This is a genomic window from Shimia sp. (genome assembly GCF_965227725.1).
Taxonomy (GTDB): domain Bacteria; phylum Pseudomonadota; class Alphaproteobacteria; order Rhodobacterales; family Rhodobacteraceae; genus Shimia.
In genome coordinates, this window is record NZ_CBDDGH010000005.1 from 956,974 (window position 1) to 975,271 (window position 18,298).

14 protein-coding genes are annotated in these 18,298 nt (G+C 60.2%); 6 read left to right on the forward strand and 8 right to left on the reverse strand.

Translation table 11 applies throughout. The features are described 5' to 3' along the window. Positions 1-7: 7 nt before the first annotated feature. Positions 8-775 (reverse strand): helix-turn-helix domain-containing protein, encoded by a 768-nt coding sequence (locus ACO07T_RS14990; RefSeq protein WP_422050065.1) that lies wholly within the window; start codon positions 773-775, stop codon positions 8-10. Positions 776-899: 124 nt separating this feature from the next. Here ACO07T_RS14990 and ACO07T_RS14995 point away from each other — a divergent pair, with 124 nt between their 5' ends. Continuing rightward, positions 900-1,346 carry an excinuclease ABC subunit A gene (locus ACO07T_RS14995; RefSeq protein ID WP_422050066.1) on the forward strand — a complete coding sequence of 149 codons (447 nt, stop codon included), beginning with the start codon at positions 900-902 and terminating at the stop codon, positions 1,344-1,346. 140 nt (positions 1,347-1,486) lie between these two features. Here the strand turns inward: ACO07T_RS14995 and uvrA are convergent, their stop codons facing one another. From uvrA to lpdA, 3 genes are all read right to left on the reverse strand, one after another. Next, on the reverse strand, positions 1,487-4,348 hold the full coding sequence (gene uvrA / locus ACO07T_RS15000; protein WP_209086346.1) for an excinuclease ABC subunit UvrA: 2,862 nt from the start codon (positions 4,346-4,348) through the stop codon (positions 1,487-1,489). 146 nt (positions 4,349-4,494) lie between these two features. Then, positions 4,495-5,667, reverse strand: coding sequence for an MFS transporter (locus ACO07T_RS15005; RefSeq protein WP_422050067.1), 1,173 nt, complete (start codon positions 5,665-5,667; stop codon positions 4,495-4,497). Positions 5,668-5,732: 65 nt separating this feature from the next. Then, the gene (gene lpdA, locus ACO07T_RS15010) at positions 5,733-7,127 is read right to left on the reverse strand and encodes a dihydrolipoyl dehydrogenase (protein WP_422050068.1); all 1,395 of its coding nucleotides are present in this window, start codon (positions 7,125-7,127) and stop codon (positions 5,733-5,735) included. A 193-nt stretch (positions 7,128-7,320) separates the two neighbouring features. On the opposite strand from lpdA, the gene ACO07T_RS15015 reads away from it, so the two are divergent. After that, complete coding sequence (locus tag ACO07T_RS15015) at positions 7,321-7,776, forward strand: hypothetical protein (protein WP_422050069.1); 456 nt, start codon at positions 7,321-7,323, stop codon at positions 7,774-7,776. Positions 7,777-7,789: 13 nt separating this feature from the next. Here the strand turns inward: ACO07T_RS15015 and ACO07T_RS15020 are convergent, their stop codons facing one another. The 4 genes from ACO07T_RS15020 to ACO07T_RS15035 form a co-directional block, all read right to left on the reverse strand. Then, positions 7,790-8,365: a DUF924 family protein gene (locus ACO07T_RS15020; RefSeq protein ID WP_422050070.1), complete on the reverse strand. Its 576-nt coding sequence runs from the start codon at positions 8,363-8,365 to the stop codon at positions 7,790-7,792. A gap of 150 nt (positions 8,366-8,515) precedes the next feature. After that, complete coding sequence (locus ACO07T_RS15025) at positions 8,516-9,781, reverse strand: MFS transporter (protein ID WP_422050071.1); 1,266 nt, start codon at positions 9,779-9,781, stop codon at positions 8,516-8,518. 284 nt (positions 9,782-10,065) lie between these two features. Next, on the reverse strand, positions 10,066-11,112 hold the full coding sequence (gene queA, locus ACO07T_RS15030) for a tRNA preQ1(34) S-adenosylmethionine ribosyltransferase-isomerase QueA (RefSeq protein WP_422050072.1): 1,047 nt from the start codon (positions 11,110-11,112) through the stop codon (positions 10,066-10,068). A 44-nt stretch (positions 11,113-11,156) separates the two neighbouring features. Then, on the reverse strand, positions 11,157-14,645 hold the full coding sequence (locus tag ACO07T_RS15035; RefSeq protein ID WP_422050073.1) for a hypothetical protein: 3,489 nt from the start codon (positions 14,643-14,645) through the stop codon (positions 11,157-11,159). A gap of 167 nt (positions 14,646-14,812) precedes the next feature. Here ACO07T_RS15035 and ACO07T_RS15040 point away from each other — a divergent pair, with 167 nt between their 5' ends. The 4 genes from ACO07T_RS15040 to ACO07T_RS15055 all read left to right on the forward strand — a co-directional run bounded on the left by ACO07T_RS15040 (position 14,813) and on the right by ACO07T_RS15055 (position 18,172). After that, complete coding sequence (locus tag ACO07T_RS15040) at positions 14,813-15,274, forward strand: peroxiredoxin (protein ID WP_209062292.1); 462 nt, start codon at positions 14,813-14,815, stop codon at positions 15,272-15,274. Continuing rightward, positions 15,274-16,104: a ferritin-like domain-containing protein gene (locus ACO07T_RS15045; RefSeq protein ID WP_422050074.1), complete on the forward strand. Its 831-nt coding sequence runs from the start codon at positions 15,274-15,276 to the stop codon at positions 16,102-16,104. The genes ACO07T_RS15040 and ACO07T_RS15045 overlap by 1 nt, the downstream gene beginning before the upstream one ends. Positions 16,105-16,353: 249 nt before the next feature. After that, a complete protein-coding gene (locus ACO07T_RS15050; RefSeq protein ID WP_422050075.1) occupies positions 16,354-17,667 on the forward strand; it encodes a DUF5930 domain-containing protein in 1,314 nt (437 codons plus the stop codon). Further along, on the forward strand, positions 17,657-18,172 hold the full coding sequence (locus tag ACO07T_RS15055) for a bactofilin family protein (protein WP_209062286.1): 516 nt from the start codon (positions 17,657-17,659) through the stop codon (positions 18,170-18,172). Before ACO07T_RS15050 ends, ACO07T_RS15055 begins: the two co-directional genes overlap by 11 nt. The last annotated feature ends 126 nt before the right edge of the window (positions 18,173-18,298 follow it).

Below are 18,298 nucleotides of genomic sequence, written 5' to 3' on the forward strand. Positions count from 1 at the left end.
ACAACGCTCAAGTTGCCATCGCTTCCAGCGCCAGCCTCGTCTCTTCGTCTGCCGGGAACATCATCTCTATGCGCAGTTCCGAAAGCGCAATATCCTCTGTCGAGCCAAACTGGCTGATGGTGGAGAAAAAGGACATCCTGACTCCACCGAACTCATAAATCGCCGGGATAATCGCAGGCTTCATCCCTTCCAGAGCCCATCCTTCGGATGTCAGCAGATCAGACATCCGCGTTATGGCACTTTCCAGCACATCGTCATGCCCAAAATGCGCGCTTTCCACACGCAGGCGTGCCACCATATGCGCGAGAATTTCCTGATAATTCACAAGGGCTTGCCTCAGGACATTCGAGTTGATCATCATCTCAATCAGACTGTCTCCGCGCGCCATTCCCAACCCGGCCAGAATGCGCTCAGCAACTCCATTGACAGCCACCAAATTCCAGTGCCTGTCGATCGCCACCGCTGGATAAGGTTCATGACGTTTCAGCGTCCAGTCCACTGCCGCCTGAACCGGTGCCATTTCTTCGGCACTCAAATCGCGCTTGGCATAAGCCGGGCTCAATCCCGCCGCCATCAGCAGGCGGTTGCGCTGCGCAATCGGCACATCCAACTGCTCACAAAGCCGCAACACCATCCCGCGGCTGGGTCGCGAACGCCCTGTCTCTAGAAACGAGATGTGCCGCGCACTCACCCCGGCAGACAGCCCCAGATCCAGCTGGCTCACCCGCCGTGCCTGCCGCCATTCCTTCAAGGTTGCTCCAAACTCCAGCCCCACAGCGCCCCTCCCTGCTCTCCCGTCACCATACCGCAGATCTGCGCCCGCGCACTTACCTCAGAGGTAATTGTTTTGCCGCATGAAGCCGCGCAGCCTTCGGTCATCAGACAAAGGAGCACCTCAAATGACACAGGATCGCGTCATCACCTCTCTCAAATGCGGCTGCGGCCTCTCCATCGCCATGGGGCTCGGCGCCCTGCTCGCGTTGCTCACTCAATCCTTCGGCCTGCTCAGCTGGTTCAGCGATCTGGTCCACCTGCCACTGGATGACCAGCAGCGTTTTTCAGACAAAACGGATCAGGTTCTCGCAGCCATCGGTGGCGGCGTGCTCGTCGGCCTCGGCGTGACACTGTGGCAAGTCATCACGCTGGTCTATGTCAAAGACCCACAAACCGGCGGCAAAATCATCTCCTACGGGATCTGGAGTTGGTTTGTGGTCGACAGCCTCGGCTCCATCGCCGCAGGCGCGTGGTTCAACGCAGTGCTGAATCTTGGCTTCCTGCTGATGTTCATCCTGCCGCTCCGGCTGGCCGACACAGCACACACGCCCAAAGCCGCCTCCCGCATTTGACCCAAACACAGGCTTCAGACCAGCGCGGCCCGCTGAAGGGCCGCCCTTTTCTCATTCGTCAAATATCCTGGGGGTGAAGGCCGCAGGCCGAGGGGGCAACGCCCCCTACCTAACATTGCAAACCTCCCTCAGCGCCAGCGCTACTCCGCCGCCACCTTCTTCTTAGGAGCCAGCATGTCTTTCAGATAACGCCCGGTGTGGCTGGCCGCGACCTTGGCGACCTTTTCCGGCGTGCCTTTGGCGACAATCTTACCACCGCCGTCACCACCTTCCGGGCCAATATCAATGATGTGATCCGCGGTCTTCACCACATCCAGATTGTGCTCAATCACCACAACCGTATTGCCCTGATCGACCAATTCATGCAGCACTTCCAAAAGCTTGCGCACATCCTCGAAATGCAAACCGGTGGTCGGCTCATCCAGAATATAGAGCGTGCGACCGGTGGAGCGCTTCGCCAGCTCTTTGGAGAGCTTCACGCGCTGCGCCTCACCGCCTGACAGGGTCGTCGCCTGCTGGCCCACCTTGATGTAGCCCAGACCAACCCGCATCAGCGCGTCCATCTTGTCACGGATGCTCGGCACCGCTTTGAAAAACTCCTGCGCCTCCTCCACGGTCATATCCAGCACATCGGCAATGCTCTTGCCTTTGAACTTGATCTCCAGCGTTTCACGGTTGTAGCGCGCGCCTTTGCAGGTCTCACATTCCACATACACGTCCGGCAGGAAGTGCATCTCGATCTTGATGACCCCGTCGCCCTGACAGGCCTCACAGCGCCCGCCTTTCACGTTGAAGCTAAACCGCCCCGGCTTATAGCCGCGCGCCTTGGCCTCCGGCAGCCCGGCAAACCAGTCCCGTATCGGCGTGAACGCCCCAGTGTAAGTGGCCGGGTTGGAGCGTGGCGTGCGTCCGATCGGACGCTGGTCAATGTCGATCACCTTGTCCAGATGCTCCAGACCCTTGATGGTTTCACAGGGCGCAGGGGTCTGGCGCGCGCCATTGAGGCGCATGGAGGCGGTTTTAAAGAGGGTTTCAATGGTCAGCGTGGATTTACCACCCCCAGACACACCGGTCACACAGACAAATTTGCCCAGCGGGAAGTCCGCCGTGACCTTCTTGAGGTTGTTGCCCGTGGCCTTCACCACGCTCACGGTCTTGCCGTTGCCTTCACGCCGCTCCGTGGGCACCGCGATCTCCCGCGCACCGGACAAATACTGCCCGGTCAGCGATTTTGGATCGGCGGCAATATCTGCTGGCGTGCCTTTGGAGACCACCTGCCCGCCATGCACCCCGGCCCCCGGGCCTATGTCAAAAACATAATCCGCCTCGCGCACTGCCTCTTCATCATGCTCCACCACAATCACGGTATTGCCCTGATCGCGCAGGTTCTTGAGCGTCGTCAACAGCCGGTCATTGTCACGCTGGTGCAGGCCGATGGAGGGCTCATCCAGCACATAGAGCACCCCGGTCAAGCCAGAGCCGATCTGGCTGGCCAGACGGATCCGCTGGCTCTCCCCGCCAGACAAAGTGCCACTTGAACGAGACAGCGTAAGGTATTCCAATCCCACGTTATTCAGGAACCCAAGGCGCTCTTGAATTTCTTTCACAATCGCCCGCGCGATCTCTTGCCGCTGCGGCGTCAGGCTCGCAGGCACGCTCTCAATCCAGGCCAGCGCCTCGCGGATCGACAGCTGCACCACATGGCCCACATGTTTCTCCGCAATCCGCACCGCCAGCGCCTCTTCGCGCAGACGGTGGCCGCGGCAAGCTCCGCAGGGACGGTTGTTCTGATAGTTCTCAAACTCTTCGCGGATCCAGTTGCTGTCGGTCTCGCGATAGCGGCGTTCCATATTGGGGATCACGCCTTCAAACACCCGCGACACCTGATAAACGCGCCCGCCTTCGTCATAGCGGAATTCGATTTCCTCATCGCCGGAGCCATACAAGAAAACCTGCTGGACCTTCTTGTCCAGATCCTTCCACGGGGTGTTCTTGTCAAAGCCATAGTGCTTGGCGAGGCTTTCAATGGTCTGCAGGAAGTAAGGCGATTTGCCCTTCCGCCACGGTGCCAACGCCCCGTCATAGACCTTCAGCGTGACATCCGGCACCACCAGCCGCTCATCAAAGAACAGCTCCTTACCCAAGCCGTCACAATCAGGGCAGGCCCCAAAGGGCGCGTTGAAGGAAAACAGCCGCGGCTCGATCTCAGGGATGGTGAAGCCACTGACCGGACAGGCAAATTTCTCACTGAAGGTGATCCGCTCCGGATCGCCCTCCTTGGGGGCGGTCTCCAGCACAGCAATGCCGTCGGCCAGATCCAGCGCGGTGCGCAGGCTGTCCGCCAGCCGGGTCTCCATGCCCTCACGCACCACCAGACGGTCGACCACCACGTCAATGTCATGGCGGAATTTCTTATCCAGCGTCGGCGGCGTGTCGAGCTCATAGAACTCCCCATCCACCTTCACCCGCTGAAAGCCCTGCTTGCGCAGCTCAAGGAACTCCTTGCGGTACTCGCCTTTGCGGTCGCGCACAATCGGGGCCAGCAGATAGCCGCGTGTGCCTTCCTCAAGGCCCATGATCCGGTCGACCATGTCCTGCACCTGCTGCGCCTCAATCGGCAGGCCGGTGGCAGGCGAATAGGGCGTGCCCACGCGGGCAAACAGCAGACGCAGATAGTCATAAATCTCCGTCACCGTGCCCACTGTGGAGCGCGGGTTTTTGGAGGTGGTCTTCTGCTCAATCGAAATCGCCGGTGACAGGCCGCTGATGTGATCCACATCCGGCTTTTCCATCATATCAAGGAACTGGCGCGCATAGGCGCTCAGGCTCTCGACATAGCGCCGCTGCCCTTCCGCATAGATTGTGTCAAAGGCCAGCGAGGATTTTCCGGAGCCCGACAGGCCGGTGATCACCACCAGCTGATCGCGCGGAATATCCACGTCGATGGATTTCAGATTGTGCTCGCGCGCCCCGCGCACCTCGATATTTTTCAGCTCGGCCATCAATACCCCCAACGGCTGCGGCAGCAGACAGCGGCCCCACGGACTCACTGCCCCTCAGTTATCGCGAACATACAGAGAACAAAACCATTCGCCAAGCCCGTTCGCAAGGCCCACACATAATCAGGGTTGATTACGTTTTGAACCCCTCACCGGATGACGCTTTTTCGCGCACGGGCGCGGGCCAATCCCAGATGCGCAAACGCCCCCGCCAAAAGCGCCGCAAGGATCACCACAATCATCCCGCCATAGCCCGAAACCGCCAGAACACCCAGAAGGATCGGCGTGCCAATCGTGTTGCCCAGATTGCCCGCCTGCGCAAACACCCCATTGGCATCCGCCCGGTCAGCGGCAGTCTCGTTTAGCACAGGCACGAGCGCAAAGCTCGCCCCTTGGATCAGGCCAAGCGCCCCGGCAAAGATCAAACACACCAAAGGCGCGCCCGGCAGGATCAGCAACATGGCCGCTGCCCCCGCAGAGGCCAGAAAGCCGCAGACAATCACTTGCAAAACAGAAAGATAGCGCAGCAGCCACACACCCAGCGTCATCGAAGTCACCATACTCATAAACGGCATCGCCCCTACGGTGAAGGTCCGCCACTCCGGTGCGATAAAGGGCGGGATCAGGGTCAGCAGGCTCACAAAACAGAAGGTGTAAAACAGCCAGCCCACCGCAGCCGCATTCAAAAACGGCGAGCGGTAAATCTCCCAATGCCGCCTCAACAGCCCGCGAAGGCTCAGCCCGCCCGGCGCGCTTGGCGCATCCTCTGGCAGTTTGAGCAGGCTCACCGCCACCACGCTGCCCGCCATCCAGATCGCATGGGCCAGAAACATCGCCTGCACACCATAGCTTGCCACCAAGGGCCGTCCGACCCAGGCAAACAGCGCAAAGGCCACACCAAAAAACGTGCCCCACAGCGTCAGCGAAAAGGCGCGCTTTTCCTCCGGCGCAACACGCGCGATCAAGGTCGGAGCCGCCACCACAATCGCCAGATGCGCCAGCCCTTCGATCACACGGCTCACAAGGAACGCGTCAAACGACACCCCCATCGCCTGCACCAAAGACACCACCGCGCTCAACGCCAAACCGCCAATCAACGTCCGGCGAATGCCGATGCGGCTTGCCAACACGCCAGAGACCACCCCCAACAAAATCCCCGCCGTGCCAAGGATCGACAGCGCAAAGCCCAAACTGGCCCCCGCTTCGGGATAGAGCAAACCAATCTGGTCAAAGGTCACGCTGATCTTGGCAAACTGCCCCGCCGCGCCAATGCCCGCGAGCCAGATCACCACAACCGGCCAATACCATTGTGTTCTGCTCACCCAAACACTCCTTGAAACACCTCCGTCAGAGCGGAGGCGCATCTCAAATTCTCTTGTTCTTACAATCAGATGTGGATCACACGATCATAGGCATCGAGCACGCTTTCATGCATCATCTCGCTCAGCGTCGGATGCGGGAAGACAGTCTCCATCAACTCCGCTTCCGTGGTCTCCAGCTGCCGCCCGACCACATAGCCCTGAATGAGCTCGGTCACTTCCGCCCCCACCATATGTGCGCCCAGAAGCTCGCCGGTCTTGGCATCAAACACCGTCTTCACCATGCCCTCAGGCTCGCCCAAAGCAATCGCCTTGCCGTTGCCAATGAAAGGGAAACGCCCGACTTTCACATCATAGCCCAGCTCTTTGGCCTTGGCCTCGGTATAGCCCACGCTCGCCACTTGCGGATGACAATAGGTACAGCCCGCAATGCTTTCGGGTTTCACCGGATGGGGCTTCCCACCCGCGATCAGCTCCGCGACCATAACGCCCTCATGGCTCGCCTTATGCGCCAACCACGGCGCCCCCGCGATATCGCCAATCGCATAGAGCCCCTCCACACCAGTGGCGCAATATTGATCGGTCACCACATGGGTCCGGTCAATCTTCACCCCCAGCGCTTCCAGCCCGAGGTTCTCCACATTGCCGACAATCCCCACGGCAGAGATCACCGTGTCAAATTCCTGCGTCGTGAGTTTGCCACCGGTCTCGATATGCGCGGTCACTTTGTCCTTGGCACGGTCCAGTTTCTTGACCATGGATTTCTCAAGGATCTTCATGCCCTGTTTGACAAATTGCTTTTTGGCAAAAGCACTTATCTCAGCATCTTCAACCGGCAAAACGCGGTCCATGACTTCGACAACCGTGGTCTCCGCGCCCAGCGTGTTATAAAAACTCGCAAATTCGATGCCGATTGCACCGGAGCCAATCACCAGCAGTTTCTTGGGCATATGCGGCGGCACCAGCGCGTCCTTGTAGGTCCAGACCCGCTTGCCATCACCCTCAAGCCCAGGCAGTTCTCGCGCCCGCGCGCCGGTGGCCAGCACGATGTTCTTCGCACTCAGCGCCTCAACGCCCTTGTCGGTCTTCACGGAGACTTTGCCTTTGGCGGGCAGCGTCGCCTCCCCCATAAAGACCTCAACCTTGTTCTTTTTCATCAGGAAGGCCACGCCGCTGCTCAGCTGTTTGGCCACCCCGCGTGAGCGTTTGACCACCGCGTCGATGTCATAGCCGATGCCCTCCGCCTTCAGGCCAAAATCCGCCGCCCGTTCCATAAGGTGAAACACTTCGGCAGAACGCAACATCGCCTTGGTCGGAATACAGCCCCAGTTCAGGCAGATCCCGCCCATGTGTTCGCGCTCGACAATGGCAACTTTCAGCCCCAGCTGCGCGCCCCGGATCGCGGCAACATAGCCGCCCGGCCCCGCACCAATGACGATCATATCAAAGGTCTTCTCTGCCATGGTGCTGCTCCTCGCCTGCCAAGTCTTGCTTCAAGATCGGAGCCTACTGGGATTCTCACCCCGCTTCAACAAAGCCGCCCGCGCGCATGACGGGCAAATTTCCGCTAGAGATCGCGTCGCTTTCGGCGCACATTGCGCGCAACAGATAGTCCCGCAATCCCCCGCAATCCCCCGCAATCCCCGGAGCGCTCCCATGAAAAAAACCATAAAAGACCTGCTGCTTGCCCTGCTCAACGCCACCCTCATTCTTGTGGCGCTGTGCCTATTTCTGCTCTGGCAGCTGTCAGGCACCGCCGAACGTGTGGTCGAAAGCTTCGCGCAAAATCTGCAGATTGTGAAACCGATGCAGGAGCGGGTCGCAAACCTGCAAGCAGAGGTCAGCGGATTGCGCAGCGATCTCGCCGCCCTGTCTGAGCAAGGGGCCGCGCAAAACCTGCCGGGCTCCGCCGCCCTTCAGGCCCGCGCCAATGCGCTGCAATCCCAACTTGAGGACATCAACAGCAACCTGCGCACGCTGGCGGAGACGCCAGACCGTCTGATGAGTGCAGGTGTGGAGCAGCTGTCGGCGCGGGCAAGCGCGGGCTTGGGCAAGCTTGCTGCTTGCCACCTGCGACAAACCGGTGACGCGCCGATCAACGAAGGCTCATAAAGCCTGCTGTGGCTTACTGTGCGGCCTGCAAAAGCCGCACGGTGTGGCCATAGCCGCCTTTTTCAACATAAGCGGCTTCCAGCTCTGTTGAGGGCCGCGCCAGTGCTGCGTTGCGATACGGGAACCGGCCAAACTGGCGGATCACTTCGCGATGGGCCTGCGCATGCAAAAGGTTGCTCTCGCAATCTTTCATACGGTCCACAAACATCCGCACACATTGCTCCTGATCACACAGGTTTTCCGAGTGCATCAGCGGCAGAAAGAAAAACTGCCGCGCCGGGCCGTCAATCCTCTGATCCCACTTCTTGTGCAGCGCTGATTTCGCCGCACAGAGCGCCTTCCGGTCCGTGGCAAAAGCGGTGCCACTGCCCCGGAACATATTGCGCGGGAACTGATCTGTGACGATCAGATAGGCCAAGGTGCCGCTGGCATAGGTCAGCCATTGACCCAACCCGCCATCACGCGCCTTTTCCCATGTGCTCATGAACTTATTTCGGATGGTCTCATCCAACACATCAGAGACCTCATACCACCCCTTCGGACCAACTTCATCAAGCCAGAACGAAAGAACTTCTTCGGGACGAACCATGCCCCCACTCCTTCTCAAATTGCTCCCCCCCAAGGAGCTTCGTAATAAAAATGTTACACAGAAACTTCGAGAGCTGAACAGTCACAAATTGCAACGGTGCGACACAGGGCGCGATTGGGGCAACACAGGTGCCCCAATGCCACGCTCGCCTTATCCGGCAGCCGCCTCCTGTTCTTCTTCCATAGCGGTCTCAATGGCCACTTCCTGCGCCACTTCAACAACCAATGGGGAGGCATGGGGCATCACTGCGGTGAAGCTGCCAGTGTCTTCCACAGCCGCCGCCGGACGGCGCGTTGTGCGATAAAGCGCATAGACTGCAAGGGCCGCGAGCAGGAACACGAGGTAGATAAAGAAGCCGCTCGGCCCCACCAGATCCATCGCCGTACCGGTGATCATCGGGCCGGCAATTGCGCCAACCCCATTCACAAACACCAAGCCCCCGGAGGCCGCAGCCATATCCTCATAGTCAAGGAAGTCATTGGCGTGGGCAATCAGCATGGAATAGAGCGGGTTGGAGAACCCGCCAATGACCAGCGCCGCGATCAACAGCAGATAGTAGTTGTCACCCGCCACAAAACCGATTGCGCCCCCCGCTGCGCCAATCACAGAGGCAATCATGATCAGGCGGCGGCGGTCCATCCGGTCACTCAGCCAGCCCAGCGGATATTGGAAGATCGTCGCCCCCACATAGAAGGCCGCAATGAACACACTGAGCTCGGTCAGGGTCAGCCCGGCACGGGTGGCAAACACCGCCGACATGCCAAACTGTGCAGAGAACACCCCGCCCAGCAGGAACATGCCCACCACCCCAAGCGGGGAGTTGTGAAACAGCTCTTTCAGGCTCATGGGTTTGGTGGTGTCAAACGCAGGTGTCGGCGAAATCGACAGCAAAATCGGCGCAAAGGAAATCGAAACCAGCACCGAGGGGATCACAAACAGCAAAAAGCCTGTGGCATCCGGCACGGTCATCAGCCCCTGCGCGGTCACAATCCCGATCATCTGCACGATCATGTAAAGCGACAACGCCTTGCCGCGCGTCTCATTGCTCGCGGCGTTGTTGAGCCAGCTCTCCGCGGTCACGTACACGCCGGAGAAACAGAACCCCATGATCACCCGCCCCAGAATCCAGGCAATCGGATGCTCCAGCGTCGGGAACAGAATCAAAACCGCCGAGATCATCGAGCCAAGCGCCGCAAAGACCCGCACATGCCCAACCCGCCGGATCATCTCCGGGGTCATCCGGCTGCCGCCGAGAAAGCCGACAAAATAGGCCGACATCACCATCGACATCTCAAAGGTGGAGAACCCCGCACTCTCGCCGCGAATACCCAGCAGCGTGCCGTGCATGCCGTTGCCCACCATCAAGAGCAACATCCCCAGAAGCAACGCCCAGGCGCCTTTAAAAAACTCAACCATTCTGAGACCTTCTCACCTTTGCATCCATTTGCAAATGCCGCGTGCACCCTATCGCTGTCAATCACGACAAACAGATGTCGTTTTGCACGCAGCCTGAATTATTTATCAGCGCAGCACCACTATCGCCTGCGCCTGCCCTGCCACCAGAGCCGTTTTCTCATTCCCGAAATATCCCGGGGGCGTGGGGGCTGGCCCCCGCTCAAACCTGCGTATGGGGGCTGCCCCCCATTACAACCTGTGTGTGGGGGCTGGCCCCTACACCATCAGCGCTGCGACGCCCCCCTTTAGGGGAGCAACAGCGACGCATCCCCGTAAGAGAAGAACCGATAGCCCTCTTTCACCGCATGGTCATAGACATTGCGGATCCGGTCCTGGCCCAGCAGCGCACTGACCAGCATCATCAGGGTCGATTTGGGCAGGTGGAAATTGGTCATCAACGCATCCGCCACATGGAATTTAAACCCCGGATAGATGAAAATATCCGTATTACCTTCCCACCGCGCAATCTCTCCGCCCTCTGCGGCGCTTTCAATAAGACGCAGCGCAGTGGTGCCCACCGGGATCACCCGCCCGCCAGCGGCTTTGGTGGCGGCAATCTCCGCCGCCGCCGCCTCGGTCACACGGCCCCATTCGGCGTGCATCTTATGTTCTTTGACGTTCTCGACCTTCACCGGCAGAAACGTCCCCGCCCCCACATGCAAGGTCACATGGGTAAAGCGCACACCGCGCGCCTTCAGCGCCACCAAAAGCGCCTCGTCAAAATGCAGCGAGGCCGTCGGCGCGGCCACCGCGCCGGAGTGTTTTGCCCAGACAGTCTGATAGTCTGTCTTGTCTTTGTCATCCGCTGCGCGTTTGGCGGCGATATAGGGGGGCAACGGCATATTGCCCGCCGCCTCCAAAGCGGCGTCAAAATCATCGCCCTGCAGATCAAACTGCACCACGCCCTGCCCGTCTTCCTTGGACAGCAGCCGCCCCTTCAGACCGGCAGCAAAGATGATCTCTTCGCCCTCGCGGATTTTCTTCAACGGCTTGATCAGCGCAGCCCAAGCGCCACCGGCGCGCGGCTCCAGAAGGGTCACCTCCATCCGCGCCTGGGTCTCGCCCTCAGGCCCGCTGCGCACACGATAGCCCGACAGGCGCGCCGGAATAACCTTGGTGTCGTTTAACACCAGCCGGTCACCGGGCTGCAGCCACTCCAGCAGGTCGGTCACCACCCCGTCGATGATCTCATCACCCTTGGCCACCAGAAGCCGCGCAGAGCTGCGCGGTTCCGCAGGGCGTGTGGCAATCAAAGCCTCCGGGAGGTCGAAGTCAAAATCAGAAAGCTGCATCAGAGTTTGCGCCGTATGCTGTGTCAGTTGGAGGGGCTGGCGAGTCAGTTGCTCAGGTCCGGTGGCGGACGGCGGAAAATCTCTCTAAAGAAGCCCGGCGTCAAGGCCGAGAGTGGATTGACCGAAATGGATGTATCGGAGGCCGGACCGCGCATCCGGTAGTTGAACCCGATCAACCCCTCTCCGCGCCGCGCAAAGGGCCGCCCCACCACATTCACCGCGTAAATCGGCGAAATTGTGCCCTGCATATCAAACCATTGCTGCGCAAAACTGTAGGTGCCATTGGCCGAGAGACCGATAGACGGACCAACCGCACTGCTTTCCCCCACAATCAGCTGCGCAGGAGTGATGCGGAATTTGGCAAACACATCTGAGAAAAACAGCCCCGGCCCATTAAGCTGATCAATCAGCCCCACCACGCTGATCGCATTCAGCAACGCCGCAATCGCCGGCACCTGCTGCACCCGCACCGATTTGATGCTCAGCTGGCCATCATATTCGCCCTTGGCGCCGCGCGGGATCAGATCCAGCGTCATGTCGCCGTTCTTGGCGGCTTTGATCACCCCCATCGAGGCTGCAATCTGCCCGCCCTGACTGGATTTTACCTGCACCTGCGTGCCGTTGGCATGGGGCGCCAGCAGCCCGCTCACCGCAGGTCCGCCGTTGAAATTGCCGGAAAACCGCCCGGACAACCCGCCCTGCGTGCTCAGCTCAGCTGACATCGGCGCAAGCCGGATGCCATCGGTCACCACCACCTCATCAAGTTGCGCAGTGATCGGCCCGCTGGCATTGGCAGCCCCTGCCGCACCACCTGCACCGCTGCCGCCGGTGTCGGGCATATTGCGCATGTCCAGACGTCCGCTGGTCAGCTCAAGCGCAGGGGGCGCCGTGCCGCGTCCGCGCAGCCGCCCCGAGCCGCTCAGCCAGCGTCCAACGGTCAGCTTGTCCAAGGTGGCCACCCCCAGCCCGCCGCTTGGGGCAATGGTAATATCGCCTTCTGCCGCCAGCCCCGGCGCTTCAAACCGCACGCTGTCGATGGTGGGCGGCTCCTTCACTGTCATCTCGATGGCCAGGCTGCCGGGTGTCTTTGCCGCTTTGCGCCAGCCAATGGGTGGCACTGACATGCGCACGCCCACCAGATCTGAGGTCAACGTCAGCTTGGGCGGCACATCACGGACGATCTCCATGTCATAATTCAGCGTGCCAACCTCAGAGACGGTGCCCTTGGGCAACCCAACCTCAAATGCCTCCAGAGCCGCTTCGCTCAGCTCCGCCGTCCCCGTCAGCCAACTGCGCCCTTCGTTCTCCTTGCCGCCAAACATATGCCAATGCGCGGTGACAGGGATCTGCGCCAGAGTGCCCTTTCCCTGCACATCCACCCGCTCCGGCGTCGCATGCACCGTGAAATTGCCCTTCATCTCCTTGTCGGGAATGAAATGCGTGCTGGTCACATCCAGCAGATCGCCGGAAATGTCGTAATGCACTTCCTCAGCCGGCAGCTTATCCTTCAAGAGCATCTCTACATGCCCGGCCAGCACCGCGCGCCCGGGGGCAAAATCCACCGGCAGCTTGGCCTTGGTGAAGAGCTTCAGCGGCTCGCGATCCAGAAGCGACAGCACCGCGGTGATTGGGCCTTCCGCCTTCACATCCGCCCGCCCCGGAGAGGGTTTCAGCCGCATATCGAGCACGGTGAAGCTTGATCCGGTCACATCAATCCGGCCTCCCTGATCCGCTTCCACATAGCCCTCTTCCACGGCGACCTGAAACTTGTTGTCTTTGACAATGCCAAAGCCCACGCCACCCTCAATCGGCGGCATGGTTTTCACCGCCCGCACCACCGCGTCCTCAAACTGGAAGCCGACGTAAAGATCAGGTGGCTCCGCCCCGCGAGACCGCACCGCCAGATCCACATTCTTGATCCGCGCCTGCCGGATGTTCTCCGCCACCCATTTGCGCGGCTTTGGCTCCAGACTTTTGGGCCAGACCGAGAGCACATTGGTGGCCTGCACCTCATCCATCTTGCCATTCAGCGCATAATCCCAATGCGGCCCATCCACGCCCAAACGCCCATCCAGCACCACCTGATTTCCCGACTGACGCACCACCAGCTGCCCCAGATCCAGCTCAAACGGATCCAGCTTCAGACGGAAATCCGCAAAACTGCGCTCCAGCGCGATCGGGTCATCGTCCAGATTGCGCGGATTGGCGCGGAACTCGTTCAGCGTCAGCTGCACCAGAAACTCATCCGGCACGCTGCCTTCCGGGCCGCGCAAAAACGCCTCCCCAAAGGCAGACACCCGCACCAGATCGCTGGCCAGCGACAGCTCATCAAAGCGGATTGCGCTGCGCGCAGGCTCATAGGTCAGATAGCTGCGCATGCTCTCAAAGGGCACCGGCCGCACCTCGCCACCGGGCTGCAGAACCCCTTCGTCGAGCTGCAGCGTGGCGTTGACGTCGCCAAGGTGGCCCTGCTCATCAAGGCTCGCCCTCAGCGCGCCCGAAATCGGTGCCCGCAAGATCTGCAACCAGCGCAGCGCCGCCGCCTGAGAGGCAAAATCCTCGCTTGGAATGTCCTGAAAGTTCAGCCCAAAATCCGTGGCCAGAGTGCCATAGCGCGTGGTCAGCGAGGCCTCGATTGTGCTGGCATAGCTGCGCCCGCCCAGCACCGTCATTTGCGATGACAGCTCCACCGTATCGCCTTCACGCCGCAGGGTGACATGCCCGCCATCCACGGTCCACGCCTTGCGCGCGCGCAGATCCTCTAGCCGCAGCGTGACATCCTCGATCACAAAGGCATCCAGATGCGCCAGCGTCGGCAATTCCAGAAACTCTTCGATCTGCTCGCCAAAGGTGAACACATCCGTATCGGTCTGCAACGCGCCCTGCCCGGCAACCTGCCCCAACACAATCCGCAGGCGGCCATCCATCTGCCGCACACCGGTGAGCGTCACGCCCGACACACGCACATCGCGGAACGAGACCTGCCGATCCATCAGCGGCGCAAAGGCAAGGCGCACATTGATCCGCTCCACATTCACCGCGCCGCCGCCGGTCTCCGGCAGAACCTGCACCCCGCGCATCAGAATACTCGGATCCCAGTCCTGCTCAAATTCCAGCGCCACATCCTCGATCCGCACATCAATCGAGGCCAGTTGGCGGCTCAGCTCGGTCTCAATCTTGCTGCGCAGCCATTCCGGCGCAATGATCGGCCCGCTGCTTAGAAGGACCACCCCTGCCGCCGCAATCAACAGCGCAGGCACCGCAAGACTCAAAAGCGCGAGTATGCCAAACCGGCGCACACGGCCCTTTGGCTCACCCTCATCCTCGCCCTCTTCCTCATCGGATTCCGTCGACGCGGCTGAGGTCTCCGGTTCACTCAGCGTGCCCTCTTCCGGCACAGCATCAGACGCAGCATCAGACACAGCCTCTTCCGGCGCATCCGCATCCTGTCCGCGCGCCGCATCCTCCGATGTCTCCGCCTCCAGTGCGGTCCCATCGTGGTGCGCGGCGTCTGCGTCCTCATCGGCCTGCACAGGCGCGTCCCCTTCCGGGGAAGTATCCAGACTGATCTTTGTCAGGGTTGATGCCTCTGTGTGTTCTGATATTCGGAAGCCTGTATCAACAAACTATAACGCCTGGCGCTGTTTGACCCAACCCCGGCAGACATGCCCCCTGGTGGCCCATAACAAGGAGTGTGACCATGATTGATGTCAATGAGATGGCCCCCGATTTCACCTTGCCGTCCACAGGCGGTGCAGAGGTCACTCTCTCTGCCTTGCGCCCTGCGCCGGTTGTGCTGTTTTTCTACCCCCGTGACAACACCTCTGGCTGCACCAAGGAAGCCGTCGCTTTCTCCGGCCTGCTGGCAGAATTTGAAGCCGCAGGGGTCAAGGTATTTGGCATCTCCAAGGACAGCATGGCAAGTCACGATAAGTTTGTTGCCAAACAAGAGCTTACCGTGCCTCTTTTGAGCGATGAAAACGGCTCTGTTTGCGAGGATTTTGGCGTCTGGGCCGAGAAAAAGATGTACGGCAAAACCTTCATGGGCATTGTCCGTAGCACCGTTCTGATTGACAGCACCGGCAAGATCTCGCGCACATGGCCCAAGGTCAAAGTGCCCGGCCACGCCGAAGAGGTGCTCGAGGCGGTGAAGGCGCTCTGATGGTGCAATCTCTTGCAGACATGGCGGTGGAGGTGCTCACCACCGCCGATGGCCGCGCCAAAACGGCCCTTTCCAAACAACATGCCGCCACTTGGTTTGCCGCCCGTGAGGCCGGTGCGCCTTTGCCCATTGGCAAGGCCACGCCGCCGATGCAGCCGGCCCGCCCGGCAGAGCCCGCGCTTCTCGATCCGCGTGACGTGCCCCGTCGCCGCCCCGGCAGCCCGCAGGGGCGCATCGCCATGCTGCATGCCGTCGCCCATATCGAGCTCAATGCGGTGGACCTGCATTGGGACATCATCGCGCGCTTCACCGACACCGAAATGCCGCTTGGGTTTTATGACGACTGGGTGAAATCCGCCGCCGAAGAATCCAATCATTTCAATCTGGTGTGCGACAGCCTTGAAGCTAAAGACAGCTTTTATGGGGCGCTCCCTGCTCACGCCGGCATGTGGCGCGCCGCCGAGGACACGGCCGATGATCTTCTGGGTCGCCTCGCTGTTGTGCCCATGGTGCTTGAGGCGCGCGGGCTGGATGTGACGCCGGGCATGATCAAGATCTTTGAGAACGCCAAAGACGAGCAAACGCTGGAAGCCCTGCGCATCATCTATGCCGAAGAGGTCGGCCATGTGGCCTATGGCTCCAAATGGTTCAACTTCCTCTGCGGCCGCCACGCGCTTGACCCCAAAGAGCAATTTCACGCCCTCGTGCAGCGCTATTTCCACGGCGCGCTCAAGCCGCCGTTTAACGAGGAAAAACGTGCCGACGCCGGTCTGCCACCGGATTTCTACTGGCCTCTCGCCGACGAAGAACCACCGGCCTACGCGCGCTAGCACATCTGCTAACCTCTTCGAAAACATGGTTAATGGCGCGACGCTTGGACGCGCCATCGCCGATCTCGGCGACAATTCGCCGATCAATACGCGCATATGCGCCGTGCCCTGTACCAGAAGGTCAAAATCCTTGCCGCGCCCCCATCGCGCCGTTAAGACTTTGCCGCAAGATATCGGTTAACAGATGTCAGAACATGAATGTCTCGGGGGTGAGGCGTTCGGGGATGGGACAATACGAAGGGTACTAACGTGAGAACACGCCTCGCGATCCGATTGCATTCGGTGCTTGAACGCTTTTTTCCGGAACGACGTCTTTTCCTCAGATCAGACAACGACACCCGCTTCATCCGTCTGCGGCCCAGCACCCAGCTGATCGCCTTCCTTGGCTCCTCTGCCATTGTCGCCTGGACCATCATCGCAACTGCGATTCTGCTGATGGACAGCATCGGCTCCGGCAATTTCCGTGAGCAGGCCAAGCGCGATCAGATGACCTATGAGCAGCGCCTCAATTATCTCTCCGCAGAACGTGACGCGCGCACCGATGAGGCGCTCTCGGCACAGGCGCGTTTTAACACCGCACTGGAGCAGGTCTCCATGATGCAGTCGCAACTGCTTGAATCCGAAATCCGCCGCCGCGAGCTGGAAACCGGCATCGAAGTCATTCAGGCCACCCTGCGCCGCACCATGCAGGAACGTGAGGCCGCGCGCGACGAAGTGGTGGCCCGCGATCAGGCCGAAGCCGAAACCCAGACCGCGCTCATCGGCACCTCGCCGCTGGGCAACGACATGCTGGATGTGCTCGCCACTGCGCTGACCGAAACCGCAGCAGAGCGTGACCAGCTGGTGGCCGACGCCCGCGCTGCCTCTGAAGCCGCAGATGAAATGGAGCGCGAGCTGCTTCTTATGGAAGAGAAGAACGACCAGATCTTCCGCCAGCTCGAAGACGCCATGACCGTCTCTGTCGAGCCTTTGAACAAGATGTTCACCGCCGCAGGGCTCGACCCCAAAAGTCTGATGGATGAGGTCCGTCGCGGCTATAGCGGTCAGGGCGGCCCGTTGCTGCCCCTCAGCTTTTCCTCCAAAGGCGGCGAGCTGACCGCCGAAACCCTGCGTGCCAACCGTCTGCTGGAACAGCTTGACCAGCTCAACATGTACCGCATTGCCGCTGAAACCGTGCCTTTTGCCAACCCTGTGAAGTCTGCCTTCCGCTACACTTCAGGCTTTGGCATGCGCTGGGGCCGGATGCACAAAGGCACCGATTTCGCCGCCCGCTACGGCACTCCGATCCATTCCACCGCTGATGGCGTGGTGGTGCATGCGGGTTGGCAATCCGGCTACGGCCGCCTGGTAAAAATCAGGCACGAGCACGGAATTGAGACACGTTATGCGCATCTGGCGAAAATCCGCGTAAAAGTTGGTCAAAGAATCTCGCGCGGAGACCGCATTGGTGATATGGGCAACTCTGGACGCTCGACCGGCACGCATCTACACTATGAGGTGCGCGTCAATGGCCGTGCTGTGAACCCGATGACATTTATCAAGGCTGGAAGAGATGTTTTCTAAAAGCAAAATCAACGACCCCGCACCGAAATCTGACACTCCGGCCTCCCCCGCTGCCGAATCCGCTATTCCTGCGGCCCCTGCCAAAGCGAGCGATTTCAAATCCGCGCCAAAGGCAAAGCCGCCAGCCTCCGTGCTGTCCTCTGATTTGCACATCTCCGGCAATCTGAAAACCACCGGTGACATTCAGGTCGAAGGCACCGTTGAAGGCGATATCCGCGCCCACCTGCTGACCGTTGGCGAAACCGCCACCATCAAAGGCGAAGTGATTGCCGATGACGTGGTCATCAACGGCCGCATCGTGGGCCGCGTGCGCGGCCTGAAAGTCCGCCTCACCTCCACCGCCCGTGTGGAAGGCGACATCATCCACAAGACCATCGCCATCGAAAGCGGCGCGCATTTCGAAGGCTCCGTGCAGCGTCAGGAAGACCCGCTGACCGGCGGCAAAGCCGCTCCGGTCGCCGCCGCAGCCCCTGCTGCCGCACCGGTTGCCAAAGGCGCCAAGTAAAGATCTTCCCATTGGGAAACATGCACCGCCGTCGCCTCCGGGCCGCGGCGGTTTTTCTTTTTGCAATTCAGATAAGTCCACAAAGCAGTTTCATCGCCACAGGAAGGTTGGCTTGAACTAGGCCCC